A 17,978-nucleotide genomic window follows, 5' to 3' on the forward strand; every position below is an offset into this window, starting at 1 on the left:
GTGTCACGCCCCTTGCCTGACTCTCAGGATTGCGAAAACCCGGAGGAAACCCGCAAAACCAGCCCCTTTCAATGTAAAAAAGTTGTCCTGGTAGACATCCGGTAGATGTCCCGGAAAGCGAAAAAACCGCCGGGCCCTGGGTTGCAGGAGCCCGGCGGCTTTTTTGGTAGACTTTTGGTAGACTTGGGGTAACATATGCTCTTGGATACAATTCTTCAGTACCGCAAGGGAGAATTGTCATATGGTCAATAATTCTATCTTCGCTCTTCGTTAGAATAATAGTTTATAAAGCCCCTCTCCAAGGGCTGTACTACACTGTAAGGAATGCTGTGGATTGATTTTGTTTTCCTACCAGAACGATAATGTTTGAAACGCTGTCGGGGTTTAGGCAGCTGTCCACGTTCTCCGCAAGGGAGATAAAGCGGAAGCTTATCTGCACAAATAAGTTATCAGTCAGGCTCCCCGCGTCACTGTAGTTCCGGGCGAACCGGGAAAGGTCTTTCACAATCACGCAGTTAATTTTCCCGCTCATCACATTGACCAAAAGCTGCTGGAAGTTTTCACGGTTGGCATCCGTCCCGGCGTGCCCATCGTCCACATATTCAACCGCGCTTTCAAATTCGTCCATATGCCGCTGGCAGAAGTCCCCCAGCAGGTCACGCTGGTTTTTCACGCTGTTGCTGTTGTCCTTGCCCTTTTTCAAATCCTCTTTGGAAAGGCGGATGTACTCGCCTAAACGTCAGCGCCGGATTGTATATTTAGGGGGTAAAATTCTGCTGATACCCTCTGTTTTTAGCTCGTGCCATTAGGCGCTGTTTGAAAAATGGAAATATGCACAGTGGCGAGGGATTTTTCTGCCAGACAAACACAATTTTTCGCAGGAATACTGGATGTATTTCAAGAAAAATTGGGGCAGAATGGCGGAAAAAGACCCGCCTTTTGGGCGTATTGACATTTTTCAAACAAGCCCTAGGCTCTGACCTCTTGCTCTCTATCCTTCTCTTTTATGAGACGGACGTGGGGCGCAAAACGCCCCGTCCGGCGGGCCGGGCGGGGCGGAGGGGGTTCAGCGGCCGGACTCCAGGTCCTGCACCATGGGCGGAATCTGAGCGATCATGTTGTCCATATCCTCAAACATGGCGCTCTTGGTGGTGCCCAGGCGGCTGGCGCTGTCAATATGCTTCACTACGTCCTGATATTTGTCCTTAATCTGGCCGAAGAAGGACCGAATGGACTCCAGCTCCTGCTGGGAGGACTGAATCACACCGGATATCTCGGTCTGAACCGACACCGCGCCCTCGGCGGCGGCGGTGATCTGACGGAAGCTCTCGTCAGTCCGGGTTACGATGCCGGCGTTCTGGCCCAGAGTCTCCTGGGAGGAGAGGATGCTGCTGTTGAGCTGGCCGGCCCGGTCCTCCACATCGGTTACCCCGGTGTTCACCTCGTTGGACAGGACCTTGATCTCCTCGGCCAGCTGCTTCACCTGGGCGGCCACCACCGCAAAGCCCTTGCCCGCCTCGCCGGCCCGGGCCGCCTCGATAGAGGCGTTGATGGCCAGGATATTGGTCTGGTCGGCGATGGAGACGATCTTGCCCATGCACTGCTGGATCTCCTTCACCGCGGCCTGAAGCTGGGAGAAGGTCTCCGCCATCGCGTTGTAGGACTGCTGCACCTGGGCGGAGGTGTTCCCCAGCTCCACGATCTGGTTCTGGGCCTGCTCCACAGTCTGCGCGATCTCACCGCGCACCTGTATAAACTGCTCCGCAGTCTGATTGATGTTGGAGAAGGACTGCTCCAGGTCCTGGAGCTTGCTCTGAAAGCGGTCGGTCTCCTTCAGCACGCCGGAGAAGGAGGTCCCCACCATGTTCAGCTCCCAGAGGGAGGCCACCTCCTTCTGGACCAGCTCCTTCTGATAGGACTTTAGACTGTTGGCCACATGGATGACGGGATACAGGCTTCTTTTCTCCTGGACGGGGGAGGAGGCACGCTTTTCTTTTTTACCAAACAACATAGCCCTCTCCTCCTTTACTCAAAGACCACACAGGTCATAGACTGATTTACAAAACGGTTGTTATAGTGCTCCCCGTAGCCCACGAAGCCGGCGTGGTCACCCAGGGAGGCCATATCATGGAGATAGCTGTTCATATAGCCCCGCTCAGAGAACAGCTTGTATCGAAACAGGCAGTTGACCGAAAAGATGGCCGAGCGGCGGGGAAAATCCTGGCATATCTGCTGAATTGTGTTCTGGGTGATGGCCTGATAGTCGCCCAGCTCCAAGAGGATCAAAACATCGGAGTCGTTGACCTGGCGGAAGCAGGCCAGGGCGTTTCCGTGGACCTCCTTGATGGAGATGATGCAGGTGTCGTCCCCGTTGATTTTTCCGAAGGGGTTCTGGAAGGTGCGGGTGAGAATTTCCTCATCGGTCACGTGGAGGATATCCTTGTAGACCTGCTTGGCCGGCTTGCCGTTCAGCGAGCCCAAAATATAGTTGGCCCGGTCTGTGTCCGAGGCAATAAAGCGGTAGTTGCCCAGCTGGTGGTAGATGTTCTCCTTGTAGGTCTTGACCCGGCCGCCCTGGTTGCGGACCAGGGCGTAGGCCACCGCGTCCTCATAGACCCGGCCGTTGGCAGACACCTTGCCCTGGTCGCCGGTGCCGCCCACCAGGGAGATGTTCCGCTGGCGCAGCACGGTGTTGATGGTGGTCAGAACGCAGGCATCGTTTCCGGCGCAGAAGTCGATACACACTGTATCCTGACCGGATCCCCCCACCGTCTGGACATCCTGGTTCAGGCGCTGTATGTACTTCACCGGCATGGAGGACACCTGCTCCAGCACGTTGGCGGCGGCGGAGACGCCGTCTGAGAAGGCAATAATGCCCACGCCGTGCTCCACCACGCCGATCTGATAGCTCATCCCAATGCAGCCAATGCTGGGGACGCCGGGAAAGCGCCGCTCCAGGGCCTGAACGTGGTCTTCAAACTGGTCCGCGTTGGATAGCAGCATGATAAACTGAGGGCTGTAGAGACCCTGAAGCGCTTCCTCCAGGTTTCCACGTGGGCTCATTCCATAAAATTGTTTCACGCTGTTGTCTCCCCTCTATGAAAAATTCAGCGGGATAATTATACTTGAAAGCGCGGGCAATGTCAATCACTGGAATTGGACCGCTCATGCCTGTCAGGGATTTAGTAATATGCGCCAAAAACAAGAAAGACTCTTTGGCGAAGAAGTTTTCATCAAGACCTTTACCCTGCCCCCGGCGCTGATCCTCAGCAGCTTATCGAGGAGCCCTTTGACCATGAGGGCTGGCACTACACCCTCGCGAACATCGTGAAGGAGGAGAATCAGGTGTCAGACCGCAGGTGCCACACCGATATGGCGATTCTGGACCACACCGCCAGGAGAACGTGTGACCATAGGCACGAGTTGAATTAAAGTTGAATTATCCGGCCTGGGTAAAAATGTAGCATTCCAAAAAAGTTACAAAAAACCACCGATTCAATTAAAAATCGGCGGTTTTTTGGTTGTGTGGACAGGACTTGAACCTGCTACCTTCGGGTTATGAGCTGCGCTCCGAAGTGCGGTTTGGAACTTTCCGGCGCTTTCCGGGCATCCTCCTGCCAGAGTCAAATACTTTCCAGCAATATTTTCTCCGTTGCTTCCAATGTCTTTTTCCTATTCTGGGTCAAGTTGTGGGTCAGCGGCTGCTGGACGACTTAAGCGTCAAAAACATCATGGTCCAAATGACACAAACGCAGATTATTCTCGCGGCACAAATTTTCTGCATCCCGGCCTATATTCAACGCACAAATAACGAAAATACGCACCATCTTTGCAATGTACTGATTGACATGCTGGTATTCCATCATTGCGCAGCGGTGGATAGAGTAAAGATAGGCCAGCATTCCCGCATCATAGCAATCATCATACAAATGGTGCTGCGGATAGATATGCCACCACCAGAGCTGGCTTTTGATCCTCCTGTCGGCATATGCATCAAATGGCCACTGCTCCAGATACCATTCAATGCGCTCCGGACACACCATTTTCACCTTCTCCATCGCTCGAAAGCACTCTTCACCGATCCTGCGCCTGCAAAGCTCCTGACGATTGCGTTCATAATAGGTCCTTGGGTCCTTTTGCGCCTTACGTTTCTCCCTGGAGCGTCGGTTATACTCCGCAAAGCGCTCTCGATTCCTGGCGCGGTATTCCCGCCGGTAGGCAAGGTAGGCGTCGTGGTTTTTACGCCGATATTCCCGCACCCTGGCAGCATGGACCGCTTTATCTATACTCTGGTAGTGTTCTCGCTGCTGTTGGCGTATTTCATCACGATGGGCCTGATAATACGATTTTTGTAGGGCCTGCCTCTTGGCCTGTGCCGAGGTCAAGTCTGTTCTTTCCCTCATAAAAACAACTCCTATACTTGAATTTGGCAAAACGCCAAATTCAAGTATAGGAGTTGCGATATTTTTTTCAAATGTTTTACCGATCAGAAAATGTCAAATAGTTTTCCTGGAGAGAGACAACCTAAACTTTCTGCGCTGTATCAGCTGCCTGACGCATTGTGCAGCTACTTGGTCTGGGGATTGAAGGCCAGCAAGCTGGTGCCGCCGTCAAAGGTCTGGCCGGTGAGCAGTAAGGTGTTGTCCTCCTGCCAGTTCAGGTCCAGGATGGCCGTCTCTGTCCCGTCCCAGTGCTGCAAATCAAACATCTGCCCCCAGGAGCCCTCCTCCGGCCTTTGCCAGCCCACGCCGAATTCTGTGGGGGTGTCGGTGGGCATGGCGTCCCATACTCCGTCCTCCGCCCAAATTCGGAAGCGGGCATCGTTGTCTTTCAGCCGGGCCACCTTCCGGCAAGACGGCTCCCAGAATATCCGGGATCTGGTTCAGATTCTCCAGAGGGACAAAGCCGTAAGGATTTTCAGCAGTGTAGAGGTTCTCCCCCAGTTGGAACTGAGCATACAGTGTTTCGCCGCCCACCGCCTTCACCAAGCGGTAGCTCCCTGGCTCCTAATCTTCTCCCAGCCAGCAGGACAAGGCCTTGGTATCTCCAGAGGCCAGACAGTAGCCGATAGCAGTGAAGCAGGTGTCCCTCTGGGGGTCCTGCCAGCGCCCATTTTTCCAGCGCTGGAGACGGTAAGGCTCCCCGAATTCCACTGTCTCCTCCGTTCCATTACGGATGGAGTAGACACAGGAGGTAACGGAACGGTCATAGACCGGGTGCTCCATCGCCATGGCCAGTCCTTCATCTGAGAGGTCCGCCAGAGGTGCCGGAGCAGACGATTCCGGCGGTGCAGCATTTCCCCCGCAGCCTGCCAGCAGGACCAGCAACAAGAGGACGGTGAGCAGTTTTTTCATGAAAATTCCTCATTTCCCATATAGACGTAAATTCTTTGAGAAGGTTCCAAGTTTGTTGCAGATAATTATGCAGATAGATTGCTTTTGTAGGTTTTGGCAACTGCGACAAAAGCGAAGTGAACCAAGGAAACGAAGGAGAAGCAGGATAAATGCGTGCCGCCTTGCGGGCGTCCCGCAGGCTCACACCGTCCCGCAGTGCGGGCCGGGGAACGGATATACGGGGTCTTTCAGCGGAATATCATCATCTTTTTAAGGTTTCTGTGCAAATGGTCATGTGACGTCAAATACAGGGATCGGCTTCCGCTTTGACGTCTTGTTTGTCGTGACGCTACGGCGGCAACAGATTCGGCGGGGTCAGCAGCGGCTTATAGGCGGCTCCAGCAGTGAAACGATCGGTCTACGGATTGCACCAGCGTTACCAAAGAGAACAGGGCAAAGCAGTATGCAGATTTTGATACGCAGAAAACAAAGAGAACCCCATCCCGGCAAATGATAACTTTTTGATAACTCTGCCCTGATTCCCTGGCTAATGGAGTGAGGCTGTGATTTTGGAGCGGATGTGGGAAACCGCTGCGCCGCAAGGCTCTCCCCCAGATGTCACAATTACCTAGTGTCCCTGCATTCACAGTATATCCTATGTATCCAGTTCCAGGAAGTCATTGTACAGGATACGTACCGGCCTCATCTGGTCGTCAATGTGGTAGTGGCCGCAGAACCAGCCGTGGCAGTGCACCCGGCGCTGGATGGTATCCAGCCATCTTTCAGTGGATGTATCCACGTCTCGGGTGGTGTCACGCCCCTTGCCCGACTCTCAGAATTGCGAAAACCTGGAGGAAACCCGCAAATCCAGCCCCTTTCGGCGTAAAAAAGTTGTCCTGGTAGACATCCGGTAGATGTCCCGGAAAACGAAAAAGCCGCCGGGCCCTGCAACGCAGGAGCCCGGCGGCTTTTTTGGTAGACTTTTGGTAGACCAGATGTCAGACTAAAGACCTATTTCATGTATTGCAGAACAAAACATTTTTAATCAGAAATTTGTTTCTGTTTTTCGAAAATTCTCAGGAGATACAGTATTTTTGCTGTCATAATATCAGCAAAAGACCTGCTTGTAAATTACTTGTTCAATGATTAAGATGAAATTATACAATTTGCCGAATGAACGCAGCGAATTCTGGGAGGAAGTCAGATCAAAATAACTGGGGGAATCATAATGATTGATCTCAATGCGGATCTGGGGGAAAGCTTTGGGGCATACACGATAGGAATGGACTCGCAAGTCATCCCATGTATCTCCTCTGCAAATCTCGCCTGCGGCTGGCACGCTGGAGATCCGATTGTCATGGAACAGACAGTAGCGTTGGCAAAAAAAAACGGTATTGCGATAGGCGCTCATCCAAGCTTTCCAGATCAGCTGGGGTTTGGACGCAGAAATATGACGATATCCTCCGATGAAGCCCGGTGCTATATAAAATATCAGGTCGGGGCCCTGCTTGCTTTTGTTCGGGCAGAAGGAATGATATTACAGCATGTGAAACCGCATGGAGCGCTGTACAATATGGCCTGCAGAGACGAGACGCTGGCAATGGCTGTCTGTAAAGGAATTGCTCAGGTAGATCGAACCCTGATTGTGCTGGCGCCCGCCGGGAGCTGCCTGCTCCAGGCGGCCGAGCGACTGGGGCTTCCTACCGCAGGAGAGGTGTTTGCTGACCGAGCCTACAGGGACGACGGTACGCTGGTTCCGCGCGGTATGTCTGGGGCGGTGATCCGCGACAGAGATAAGGCAGTCCAACGGGTGATCCAGATGATCGAACAGGGAACAGTAGACAGTATCAGCGGCAGGAAAATACCAATTACAGCGCAGTCTGTCTGCATTCATGGAGATAATCCCGATGCGCTGAAGCTGGCGCGGCAACTCCGCTGTACACTGCAGGAGCGGGGGATCGGCATTGCTACGCTCAGGGAATTTATTTGAGTCAACCAGCCAGACACGGGGGGATTTTATGATTACTCAGCTTCAAATCGAGTATTTTCTTGCCATCAATGAAACAAAGAATATCTCCCGGGCGGCTAAACAGCTGTTGATTGCGCCGCAGACGCTGAGCCGAAGCTTAGAATCCATCGAACGAGATTTAAATGCCCGCCTTTTTGAGCGGGGGACCCCCCTTGCGCTGACCGACAGCGGGAGAATATTTCTCAGCTATGCTCAGGAAATGGTAGATAAACGGAACAATTTGGTCAGTGCCGTCAATGATATTACCGGCAATATCTGCGGTACAATTCGCCTGGGCATCTCCTATAACCGCTCTCCTGTTCTACTGCCGGAAACAATTTCAGAATTTGAAACCCGGTATCCAAAAATCGATTTTTTTATTTTTGAGGGGAACCAGAGCGAAATCAAACATGCGCTGCTCACCCGAAAAATAGACCTTGCGGTAGAGCATATCCCATTTGGCGAGCCAGGCCTTGTGGAGGAAGCCATTCTGAGCGATCAGCTGTATCTTCTGATTCCAAAGGAACTGCTCACACAGCATTTCGGAGAGCGGGCCGCGGCGGTTTGGGATGAGCTGCGCCGGGGGAAGAGTATCAGCATACTGGAAAACCTTCCTTTTCTGCTCAATAAGAGAGGCAATTCCATACGGAGTATCATGGAGTCCATCTTCCGGCAGGAGCAAATGCAGCCGCTTATCAGCACAGAGACGGAGAATATGGAGACACTCTTCAATATGAGCGTGATCGGACGCGGTGTTACCGTGTACCCTGGGGCATTTCTTTCTAAAAGCAAGCTGGAGCCCTATATGGATGTGCTCCACATCGCCCGGGTGCCCCACAAAATGGCTAATTTTACACTGGGGGTCGCCTATCGCAAGGGATACTACCTGAGCCAGGCCAGCCGGGATTTTATTGAGCTTTTGAAGTGCCATGCACGGCGAAAAATACAGGATCTGGCCGCCGATCTGATGGTTTGAACTGTGATTGATTGGGGGATGCGTATGGACACCTGCAGATATCTTCTGGTTGGAGACAGTGCGGTCACGGTGGAGTTCAGCAGGGAGATCCTGCCTGAAACCAGCCAGAAGATCCGCGCGCTGAAAGAACAGATCGCGTCTGCCAGAATCAGCGGCGTGTTGGAAACTGTGCCCGCCTACTGCTCCCTGCTGGTCCACTACGACCCGACGGTCATACAATACGGCCAGTTGGTGGAACAATTGAAAAAGCTTCAGACCGGTATTGTAGGCAAGGCCTTTCCTCCCTCCGTTGTCATGGAACTGCCAGTATGCTATGACGAACGGTTTGGTCCCGACCTGGAGTATGTAGCCCGATATCACGGTATCACCCGGGAGGAGGTAATCAGTCTGCACTCCTCTCAGGACTATCTGGTGTATATGCTGGGCTTCATAGCCGGGTTCCCTTACCTGGGGGGGATGGATGAACGTCTGGCCACTCCGCGGCTGGAAACGCCCAGGCTGTGCATTGAGGGCGGCTCCGTGGGGATTGCGGGAAAACAGACCGGTATTTATCCGGTGTCCTCCCCCGGGGGATGGAGGCTGATAGGCCGCACCCCGCTGAAGCTGTACGACCCGACTCAAGAGAAGATCGCCCTGCTGGACGCGGGCTGTTATATCCATTTCCGACCGGTTGAGCTTGAGGAATACCGCGCCATTCAGCGGCAGGTGGAGGAAAACCGTTATACCTGCAAGACATGGCTGAAGGAGGTATAACGTGGGTATTTTAATTCAGACTCCCGGCGTTCTGACCACGGTGCAGGATCTGGGCAGAATGGGTCATCAGGCCTGTGGAGTATCTCCTTCCGGGGCAATGGATCAGAAGTCCACACGCCTGGCCAATATTCTGGTCGGGAACCGGGAAAATGAGGGTGTTCTGGAGGTCACCCTTGGGGGCACCAGCATTGTGTTCCGGCGGAGCAATGTAATTGCCATATGCGGCGCTCCGGCGCCCGCCGTTTTGGACAGACAGCCTGTACCATTTTACAAAGCCCTTTCTGTGCAGGCCGGACAGACCCTGAGCTTTCAATACGCGCCCCAAGGTATGCGGACTTACATAGCGTTTGCGGGCGGGCTGGATATCCCGCTGGTGATGGGCAGCCGCTCCACCCACCTGAAATCGGGGATAGGCGGTTTCCATGGCAGGAAGCTTCAACAGGGGGACTATATCGGGTTTCGAAGTCCCCGCGCCTATTTACCCCATCAGGAGCTGCGCAGGGTGGAGGAGGAACACTTCCCGCGTTCCGGGGAAACGGTTTCCATCCGCTTGCTGTTGGGCCCTCAGGAGGATGCCTTTACGAAGTTGGGGCAGGGGACGCTGTTTGAATCTCTTTACGAAATCAGCCAAAATTCTGATCGGATGGGTTACCGGCTGATTGGCCAGCCGATTGAGTCAAAAAACGGGAGCGATATCATTACCGATGGGATTGCCCTCGGCTCTGTTCAGATTCCTCCGTCCGGTCTTCCCATCATTATGATGGCCGACCGGCAGACCACCGGCGGGTACGCCAAAATAGCCACAGTCATCACACAGGACATCTCTCTGCTGGCCCAGTGTCCGCCGGGCGTAAAGCTCCGTTTTGTCCAGTGCGACGTGGAGACAGCACAGGCTCTGCGCATTGCCGGCAGACGAAACATAGAGGCCCTGATCCGGCGTTTTCAGCACATGACCGGCAGCTCCTATTGGGTTCAGGTCAACGGAAAGACCTACTTTGTAACTCTCGAGGCTGGCACCTGAGGGCCGGGGCCGCGGCGGACAGTGGCTGTCCGGGGACTTCAGGCCACCGGCATGCGGAGGAGCAAACCTGCGGGGAGGAGGGCGATACCAATATAAAATTCGCTGTTTACGGAGAGAAGAGACTCGATTTCATGACAGAAAGGAAGATATGATGAATTACGGTTTTTTAAGCTGCATTCCTATTTTGGTACTTATCATTGGGGCGGTAATGACCAGGAAAATGCCCCACATGCTGATGCTGGCATCCTTCATCGGCGCGATTATTCTGTATGGAAAGGACTTTTTCTCCGGCTGGATCAATGTGATGTACGCGGCGCTGGCCAACGGTTCAGATCAATATATACTGCTGATCCTGGTCTGTTCCGGCGCCATGATCCGGCTGCTGGAAAAGTCCGGGGCTATGCTTGGCTTCCGAAACATGATCTCCAAATACGCCAAAGATGAGCACCGAGTCATGTTTTTTACCTGGGTGCTGGGCATTATTGTGTTCATTGACGATTATCTCAACGCCCTGGCGGTCTCGTCCGCCATGCGCGGCCTGTCGGATGAACACAAGATCCCCCGGGAACATCTGGCCTATACGGTCAACGTGGGCGGGGCCTGCGTCTGTGTATTGATTCCCTTCAGCAGCTGGGCCGCTTTCGGAATCGGCACCTTCGGGGAATATGGCTGGACCTTCTCCGACTATGTACATGCCATTCCCTTCATGTTCTATCCAATTGTGGCGCTGTTGATCTGCCTGTTGCTGGGCCTGGGTGTAATCCCCAAGGCAGGCGATATGAAGAAGGCCTATGACCGGGTGAGAAACGGCGGACCCGCCCTGCCCGATGGGGATAACCAGGATGAGCTGAGCAGCGACGTGCGCCCCACTACCCCGCTCAACTTTTTAATTCCTATGGTGGCGCTGGTGATTGCCATGCTCTATTTCGACAGCGACCTTATTCATGGTATGCTGGTGGCACTGCTGGCCCAGGGAATCATGTATATTGCCCAGCGGATCATGACTCTGGGTGAGTTTATGGAAAATGTGTTGGAGGGCGCATACTCCATGGCCAGCGTCTGCTTTGTAGTGGTACTCTCTTTCATGATGAACACGGTCAATGCCGAAATCGGCTTTTCTGACTATGTCATCAGCATCCTGAACGGGGTCGTTCCTGCGGCTCTGCTGCCTGTAATCGCTTTTATTATGGTAGCCCTAGTCGCTTTCGCCACCGGAAGCTTCTGGCCTCTGATCGTGATCGTCTCCCCCATTTTTGTGCCTATGGCCCTGTCCCTGGACGTAAGCGCATGGCTGATTATCGCCGCTATGATGTCCGGAATCGCCTTTGGCAGCCAGTGCTGCATGTACTCCGACGCGGTGTTTATGACGGCCGCGGGCACCGGGGTGGACAATGTAACACAGATTCGCGCAATTGGCCCCTATATCCTCAGCGGTTTTGTAATTTCCTGTGCGCTGTTTATCCTGTTCGGTTTCATAATTTAAGGTTAGGAGGGCCTTTATCATGGAATTTGCAGATCTTGTATTAAAAAGCACCGCGGTTTATGACTGTGTCGGCAAGGAGCCTGTTCCGGGCTGTGTAGCGGTAAAGGGGAGACATATCCTCGCCGTCGCGCCGGGGATGGACAAGCTGGACTGTGTAGGGCCGGACACCAAAATCATGGACTATGGGGATCGGCTGATCCTGCCCGGCCTGGTGGACGCACATGTGCATTACTTCATGGGTGGAATGTTTGGCAGCAAATATGTGTGCAATGACATTGTAAAGTCCAAGTCCGAGGCGGAGTGCGTCGCCATGATAAAGAAATTTGCGGAGGACCACCCCAACCTGGAACGAATTATCGGACTGGGCTGGTTCCCGTCCTACTGGGATGACGCCCCTCTGCCCAACAAGCGCTCCATTGACGCGGCCATCCCTGACCGTCCGGTCTATCTGATCAGCGCGGATATCCACACATTCTGGTGCAATACCAAAGCGCTGGAAGAGGCAGGTATCAGAGCTGATATGCCGGTGCGCAGCGGAAAGATCGGCACATTCGAAGACGGTGAGCTGGATGGGCTGCTCTACGAGCCGGAGGCCTATCAGCCCGCCATGAACAAAGTGATGGAGCTGCCCGTGGATAAAATGAAGGAGGTTCACAAGGAATTTCTCCAGCACATTGCCGCCTGCGGCATTACCACCATCAGTGAAATGACCGCCAACGACTATACCCCCACCACCATCCGAAATTTCCGTATTATCAAAGAGATGGAGCAGGACGGTGAGTTGACCGCGCGCCTGCACTTATATACCAAGCTGGCCGGATATACCGATTTCTCCCAGGCGCTGGCGTATAAAGAAGAGTTTAACTCCGAAAAGCTGCGTATGCAGGGGATTAAAGGTTTTATTGACGGTGTGGCTTCCACCTTTACCGCGCTCACCCTGGAGCCCTACAGTGACCGGCCGGATACCTGCGGCATCGGAGTGCCTCTCACGCCAAAGGAGAGTATGCAGGCCTCTATCACGGCCGCCAACGCGGCAGGCTTCCAGGTGAGGATTCACTGTATCGCTGACGGCGCGGTGCGCATGGCCCTGGATATGTATGAGGAGTCCCAGCGTGTAAACGGCAGATCTGACTATAAAAACGCGGTGGAGCATATCGAGAGCATCAATCCGGAGGATATTCCTCGGTTCAGGCAGCTTAATGTGATCCCCTCCATGCAGCCCATGCACCTGCTGCTGGACGCGGATGAGCAGGTCAGCCGTATGGGACCCGACCGGGTAAAATATGAGTGGGCCTTTAAATCGCTGCTGGATGCGGGCGGGAAGTTGGCCTTCGGAACAGATTATCCGGTGGTGGATTTCGACCCGTTCCCAACCATCTATGCCGCAGTCACCCGCAACAACCTGGATGGCCGGCCCGCCAGTCAAAATCCCCGGGAGTGTCTGACAATGGAGCAGACCTTGAAAGCCTACACCATTGACGCAGCCAGCACCTATGATCGCGAGCACGATCTGGGCACTCTGGAGCCGGGCAAGCTGGCTGATATCATTGTTATGGATAAAAACCTGTTCGCGATTCCCGCTGAGGAAATTCTGAAAGCCTCCGTCGTTATGACGATGCTGGATGGCGAAATAATTTTTCAAAAGAGCTGAGATATTTTATCAGGGCAAATTGTTTTCCTTAAATGTGAGGACTCGGTACAAAGTGGTATGTCCATACCGCTTTGTACCGAGCCGCGTTTTAAGCTTTGCGTTACGCTTCCCACTATACCACTGCGGGCTCCAGGAGGAGCTCACCGGTCTCATAGCGCTTCGCGCTGAACCGGCCAATATCCAGACTGTCCTCTTCTCCCGCCAGGTAATTGGCGATCAGGACAGCCACCCGAGGCGCAACCATAAAGCCGTGCCCGGAGAAGCCGCACACCGTATAGAACCCCTTTGCCTGCTCCGCCTCGTCGATAATGGGATTCCGGTCGGGGCTCAGGTCGTACTGTCCGGCCCAATGGCGCACTACCCGCAGACTGCGCAGGGCGGGCAGAGCCTCGCATATCACGGCGCAGCACCTCTCCAGGTTTTGCCAGCTGGTCTGGAAATTGAAGCTGGGGGCCTCCCGGGGGCCGATCCCCATCACAAAACTGCCGTGGGGTGTCTGCTGCACGTAGTAGGACCGCAGGAAGGACATCACCATGCAATCCATCAAGGGGGCCACAGGTTCCGTCACCAGGGCCTGGTGGCGCTCGGAGCAGACCGGGATGTCCTGCCCCACCAGCCTGGCCAGACCGGGAGCCCGGGTGTTGGCGCAGTTGATGACCAGTTTTGTCTCCACCGTGCCCCTGCTGGTCTCCACCGCCGCGATGTGTCCGTCCTTCACCCGGAACCCGGTGGCGGCGGTGTAGGCTGCGATCTCCACCCCCATCCGCTTCGCGCCCAGCGCGTAAGCCTGGGTACAATGGAAGGGATTGGCATGGCCGTCCTTCTGGCAAAAGGTCGCCCCATACATCCCATCGGTGTTCAGGAGGGGAACAATCTCTCGGGCCTCCTTCAGATCCACCGCCCGGGCGTCGATACCCAGAGAGTGTTGGACCTTCAGGTTCTCCTGGAACTGGGCCCACTCCTTCTCCGAGTAGGCCACCAGCAGATATCCCCCCTGGTGCAGCTCGCAGCTGCGCTGATACCCCGTGTACTCCTCCAGGTGCTCAAAAATCCGGATGCTCTCCAGGGCCAGCCGGGCGTTCAGCTCCGACCCCCACTGCTGGCGTATGCCCGCCCCGCAGCGGCCTGTGGCGCCAGAGGTCAAGAAGCCCTTTTCCAGCAGGAGTACGTCGGTGACGCCCCGTTTGGCCAGCTCAAAGGCGGTAGCACATCCCACAATTCCGCCGCCAATGATTACGGCGTCATATCCCTTTTTCATTTCTGGCCGCTCCCTTCCTCATACGAGTCAGCAAGGACCCCCATGGGTACAGGCTTCACCGGCGGGCGAAAGCCTGACATCAGCACCTCTTCCATGGTGACGCGGTAGTAGGAGGACAGCTCCTGGGCAATCAGCATCCGGCAGGTGCGCCCCTGGCAGGGCCCCATACCGGCCCGGGTGATTCGTTTAATCTCGTCGATGGTCTGGCATCCCTCCTGAATGCACTCCAAAATCCGCTCTCGGGTCAGGTCCTCGCAGCGGCAGAGAACGGTGTTCTGATTATCCATTCCGATAGCTCCCTTCTCTGATATTGCGAACCTCCATGGACAGCTCCCTGGGGACCTCCACGCAGATGGTGTGCGTCAGGTTCCGGCTGTTGCCCCGGATGACCCGGGCCACCTTGAACCAGCCTAATTCTTTCCCCGCGCGGTCCAGGCACATGGCGTACTGCCCCGCCTCCGGCAGAGGCAGGTACTCGAAAGGCAGCCTGACAAGTGCGGTAGTGTCGCCGCGGCTCTCGTCAATGATGAAGATGGCAAGGCCGGGGCATTTGGTGAGGCAGGTTCCGCAGCCGGTACACAGATCAAAGTCAATAGTGGGGCACTCGTTGATGTCCTCCCCGATATGGATGGCGTTCACCGGACAGGAGGCGGCGCAGGGGTTGCAGGGAATTTTCTGGAAGCACTCCGCCATGGCCACAGGCCCTTTAGCCAGACGCTGGACGGGAGGCATAACCCTCCCCAGGTCCTCCTTAGTGGGAATACCTGTAGAGATTAACATGTACTGCCCCTCCCTCCCGCTTCATTTTCTCAATGCCGGCGTTGATCTTCCCGCCGGTGGGACCGGCACGCAGCTGGCGCAAATCCCCTATGGCCTCTTCCCTGCGCTGGGCGGCAATCTCCGGGGAGTGTCCCAGGCTCTCGGCGGCGGCGTACCCGGCGACTCTGCCTTCCACCATAGCGGAAGAGGCCTCCTCGATCCCCGTCACGTCTCCGGCGGCATAAATACCGCTCCGAGTGGTCTCCAGGTTGTCATTTACTACAGGCACGTGGCCGGAAAGCTCCCGGACGAACTTCATTTCGCACCCGGCCTGCCAGCACAGCTCGGTCAGTGGGGTCAGGCCCACGGCCAGGCAGATGACGTCGCACTCCACCTTCCGCTCTGTTTCGGGGATCCGCTGGAACTTATCGTCCAGCTGGCAGATCACCGCGCCCTCCACCTGCCCGTCGCCCAGTACCTGCTTTACCGTCCAACCGGTCATGATGGGGATGCCCGCCCGGCGGATCTTGGAGGCGTGGACCAAGTAGCCGCCAATCCTTGGCGCCGCCTCCACAATGGCCGCGATCTCCACTCCCGCCTGCTTCAGTTGGTAGGAGACAATCAGACCGATGTTACCTGAACCCACCATCAAAACACGCTCCGCCGGTTTTACCCCCGCCACATTCATCAGGGTCTGCACCGCACCCGCGCCGTACACCCCGGGCAGGTCGTTGCCGGGAAAGGCCAGAAATTTCTCCGCCGCTCCGGTGGTAATAATCAGCCGCTTGGGGCGGAATTTCAGATGCTTATTACCCCGCAGGGCGGTAATGACTCCGTCCTCATAGCAGCCCAGGACGGTGGTTTCGGTCATAATCCGAATCCTGGTGTTGGTGCCGATCTCCTTCAGCAGGTCCTCGCCGATTTGAAATCCCCGCTCCCCGGCGCGCTGCTTTTCCGAGCCGAAGAACTTGTGGGTCTGCTTCACCAGCTGGCCGCCGGGGGCATAGTCCCGCTCCAGGACCAGCACCTTTGCCCCCGTCTCGGCGGCGGCCTGAGCGGCGCATAGTCCTGCGGGGCCACCGCCTACCACTAAAATTTCCGCGTCCTGGATCATGTAGGTACGACCCCTTTCCCGCGCTGTTCCTCCACACACATCCCGTTTTCCAGCTTGGTGACGCAAATGCGCACGTTGGGCTGTCCATTTACCGTCATAAAGCAGGAGGAACAGTTGCCGATGGCGCAAAACAGGCCGCGGGGACGGTGCAGCTCCGGACTGTGCCCCAGCCGGCGCACTCCGGTGGCGTGGAGCGCCGCAGCAATAGTCTCGTTGGAGTATCCCTCCAACTTCTGGCCATTATAGAAAAAGTGCACCAAATCTCCTCGTTCAAACTGCCGCACAGGATGCTCTGTAATCCTCATTGCGGTAGCCTCCTTTTCAAGTAAATTATTATAGTTTCTTCGTTTATAGAGACGTTTCAGTTGGGTAAATATTACCGTTCTTCATAACAAAACTGCAGTCACAGAATGCCAGAGGATCGGTCATCGGGTCACGCTTCCATGCGGCAATATCCGCAAGCTTGCCCACTTCAATGGTACCCAGATCCTTGTCAATTCTCAAAATTTCCGCATTATTTTTGGTCATGGCTCTCAGTATGCGGTAGGGCTCCACACCATTTTGAATCCAGCATTCATATTCGCGGCCGTGATCATAAGGGTGATAATTGGCCACAAAGTCAGTACCATAGCCGAGTTTGATGTTGCTGCTCAAAATCACTTTGCGGCCTTCTATGTACTGTGGAGAATACTTCATTAACTTCTCCCGGTAATGTGCGGCTTTCTGCGCGAGCTTCTCCGGATCGGGATGGACCGCGTCGTTCAGGCAGCACAATGTCGGAACCAGATAGGTCCCACTGTCCTCAAAACGGCTTGCGGTCGCACGGGTCATAAAGGAGCCATGTTCCATGCCGTCAATTCCCAGGTTCAGCAGCTTCTGCATGGTCTGATCGGAGTACACATGGGCAGTGACAGGAACTCGCAGTCCATGCGCGGTCTCGATCACGGCGGCCATCTCCTCCTTTGTCATAGATTCATCGTCCGGCGCGTCGTGAGGGGTTGACACACCGCCATTGACAAACACCTTCGCAAAATCGGCTCCGTATTTTATCTCCTTTCGCACCGCGTTTCGGAAGAAATCCGCACCCGAACCGCAGGTGGGGGCAGTTTTAATCTGGAGTTCAGACAGGTAGGGATTTTCCCACAGATATTGGCTGTGGTCCCCGTGACTTCCGGGGGTACAGCAGTAGTAGGGCATAACGATCAGACGCGCGCCGTCAAAATATCCCTGATTAATCATATTTTTCGCGGCAATCCCTCCATAGTAGTCAAAAGTGGAACCGCCAATACAGCGGATAGAGGTGAAGCCTCTGTAAAGGCTCTTGCGTGCGTTGTAAAGGTAAGCCATGCTTCTCCAGACGCCCCCCTTATAGACAGCATCACGGTTTCGGACCTGCCAGTTTACATGCTGAAAATGAACATGGGCGTCAATCATCCCCGGGGTCACAGTACAGTCGGACAAATCAATAACTTTCGTCCCCTCAGGGCATGTGACGCGGGCGCCAACCTCTTGAATCCGGTCATCTTCCACAAGAATTTCCCAATTTGAATGCATAGCATCACAGGTACCGTCATACAGCCGGCCGCATCGAATCAGTTTATACTCCTTTTTTTCCTGCATTT

19 protein-coding genes are annotated in these 17,978 nt (G+C 54.9%); 6 read left to right on the forward strand and 13 right to left on the reverse strand.

Annotated features, from left to right (window positions below; all coding sequences use genetic code 11):
• Nucleotides 1-310 precede the first annotated feature (310 nt).
• The 7 genes from D1641_RS14510 to D1641_RS14540 all read right to left on the reverse strand — a co-directional run bounded on the left by D1641_RS14510 (nt 311) and on the right by D1641_RS14540 (nt 6,132).
• On the reverse strand, nt 311-703 hold the full coding sequence (locus tag D1641_RS14510; protein ID WP_347707442.1) for a recombinase family protein: 393 nt from the start codon (nt 701-703) through the stop codon (nt 311-313).
• A 363-nt stretch (nt 704-1,066) separates the two neighbouring features.
• Nucleotides 1,067-2,011, reverse strand: coding sequence for a methyl-accepting chemotaxis protein (locus D1641_RS14515; RefSeq protein WP_160666928.1), 945 nt, complete (start codon nt 2,009-2,011; stop codon nt 1,067-1,069).
• Between the two features lie 14 nt (nt 2,012-2,025).
• Complete coding sequence (locus D1641_RS14520; RefSeq protein ID WP_160666930.1) at nt 2,026-3,081, reverse strand: FIST N-terminal domain-containing protein; 1,056 nt, start codon at nt 3,079-3,081, stop codon at nt 2,026-2,028.
• A gap of 632 nt (nt 3,082-3,713) precedes the next feature.
• Nucleotides 3,714-4,403 carry a hypothetical protein gene (locus tag D1641_RS14525; protein WP_160666932.1) on the reverse strand — a complete coding sequence of 230 codons (690 nt, stop codon included), beginning with the start codon at nt 4,401-4,403 and terminating at the stop codon, nt 3,714-3,716.
• 164 nt (nt 4,404-4,567) lie between these two features.
• A complete protein-coding gene (locus D1641_RS14530) occupies nt 4,568-4,843 on the reverse strand; it encodes a hypothetical protein (protein WP_160666934.1) in 276 nt (91 codons plus the stop codon).
• A gap of 163 nt (nt 4,844-5,006) precedes the next feature.
• A complete protein-coding gene (locus D1641_RS14535) occupies nt 5,007-5,354 on the reverse strand; it encodes an immunoglobulin-like domain-containing protein (protein ID WP_160666936.1) in 348 nt (115 codons plus the stop codon).
• Nucleotides 5,355-5,988: 634 nt separating this feature from the next.
• Nucleotides 5,989-6,132, reverse strand: a complete 144-nt coding sequence (locus tag D1641_RS14540) for a hypothetical protein (RefSeq protein WP_160666938.1) — start codon at nt 6,130-6,132, stop codon at nt 5,989-5,991.
• A gap of 423 nt (nt 6,133-6,555) precedes the next feature.
• Here D1641_RS14540 and D1641_RS14545 point away from each other — a divergent pair, with 423 nt between their 5' ends.
• The 6 genes from D1641_RS14545 to D1641_RS14570 all read left to right on the forward strand — a co-directional run bounded on the left by D1641_RS14545 (nt 6,556) and on the right by D1641_RS14570 (nt 13,225).
• On the forward strand, nt 6,556-7,323 hold the full coding sequence (locus D1641_RS14545; RefSeq protein ID WP_160666980.1) for a 5-oxoprolinase subunit PxpA: 768 nt from the start codon (nt 6,556-6,558) through the stop codon (nt 7,321-7,323).
• 28 nt (nt 7,324-7,351) lie between these two features.
• A complete protein-coding gene (locus D1641_RS14550; protein WP_160666940.1) occupies nt 7,352-8,317 on the forward strand; it encodes a LysR family transcriptional regulator in 966 nt (321 codons plus the stop codon).
• 24 nt (nt 8,318-8,341) lie between these two features.
• Nucleotides 8,342-9,070 (forward strand): 5-oxoprolinase subunit PxpB, encoded by a 729-nt coding sequence (gene pxpB / locus D1641_RS14555; protein WP_160666942.1) that lies wholly within the window; start codon nt 8,342-8,344, stop codon nt 9,068-9,070.
• A gap of 1 nt (nt 9,071) precedes the next feature.
• Complete coding sequence (locus tag D1641_RS14560) at nt 9,072-10,091, forward strand: biotin-dependent carboxyltransferase family protein (protein ID WP_160666944.1); 1,020 nt, start codon at nt 9,072-9,074, stop codon at nt 10,089-10,091.
• A 229-nt stretch (nt 10,092-10,320) separates the two neighbouring features.
• Nucleotides 10,321-11,574 (forward strand): Na+/H+ antiporter NhaC family protein, encoded by a 1,254-nt coding sequence (locus D1641_RS14565; protein ID WP_160666946.1) that lies wholly within the window; start codon nt 10,321-10,323, stop codon nt 11,572-11,574.
• Nucleotides 11,575-11,593: 19 nt separating this feature from the next.
• Complete coding sequence (locus tag D1641_RS14570) at nt 11,594-13,225, forward strand: amidohydrolase (protein ID WP_160666948.1); 1,632 nt, start codon at nt 11,594-11,596, stop codon at nt 13,223-13,225.
• A gap of 112 nt (nt 13,226-13,337) precedes the next feature.
• Here D1641_RS14570 and D1641_RS14575 read toward each other — a convergent pair whose 3' ends face one another.
• Genes D1641_RS14575 through D1641_RS14600 form a run of 6 tightly spaced genes read right to left on the reverse strand, consistent with a single transcriptional unit; the run spans nt 13,338 to nt 17,976 of the window.
• Entirely contained in the window at nt 13,338-14,483 is a 1,146-nt protein-coding gene (locus D1641_RS14575) for an FAD-binding oxidoreductase (RefSeq protein WP_160666950.1), read from the reverse strand.
• Nucleotides 14,480-14,770, reverse strand: coding sequence for a (2Fe-2S)-binding protein (locus D1641_RS14580; protein WP_160666952.1), 291 nt, complete (start codon nt 14,768-14,770; stop codon nt 14,480-14,482). Before D1641_RS14580 ends, D1641_RS14575 begins: the two co-directional genes overlap by 4 nt.
• A complete protein-coding gene (locus tag D1641_RS14585) occupies nt 14,763-15,263 on the reverse strand; it encodes a 4Fe-4S dicluster domain-containing protein (RefSeq protein WP_160666954.1) in 501 nt (166 codons plus the stop codon). Before D1641_RS14585 ends, D1641_RS14580 begins: the two co-directional genes overlap by 8 nt.
• Nucleotides 15,235-16,356 carry an NAD(P)/FAD-dependent oxidoreductase gene (locus D1641_RS14590; RefSeq protein WP_201757381.1) on the reverse strand — a complete coding sequence of 374 codons (1,122 nt, stop codon included), beginning with the start codon at nt 16,354-16,356 and terminating at the stop codon, nt 15,235-15,237. Before D1641_RS14590 ends, D1641_RS14585 begins: the two co-directional genes overlap by 29 nt.
• Complete coding sequence (locus tag D1641_RS14595) at nt 16,353-16,661, reverse strand: (2Fe-2S)-binding protein (RefSeq protein ID WP_160666956.1); 309 nt, start codon at nt 16,659-16,661, stop codon at nt 16,353-16,355. The genes D1641_RS14590 and D1641_RS14595 overlap by 4 nt, the downstream gene beginning before the upstream one ends.
• Nucleotides 16,662-16,704: 43 nt before the next feature.
• Nucleotides 16,705-17,976 carry an amidohydrolase family protein gene (locus D1641_RS14600; protein ID WP_160666958.1) on the reverse strand — a complete coding sequence of 424 codons (1,272 nt, stop codon included), beginning with the start codon at nt 17,974-17,976 and terminating at the stop codon, nt 16,705-16,707.
• Nucleotides 17,977-17,978: the final 2 nt, after the last annotated feature.

The organism is Colidextribacter sp. OB.20 (assembly GCF_009911595.1).
GTDB lineage: Bacteria > Bacillota > Clostridia > Oscillospirales > Oscillospiraceae > Lawsonibacter.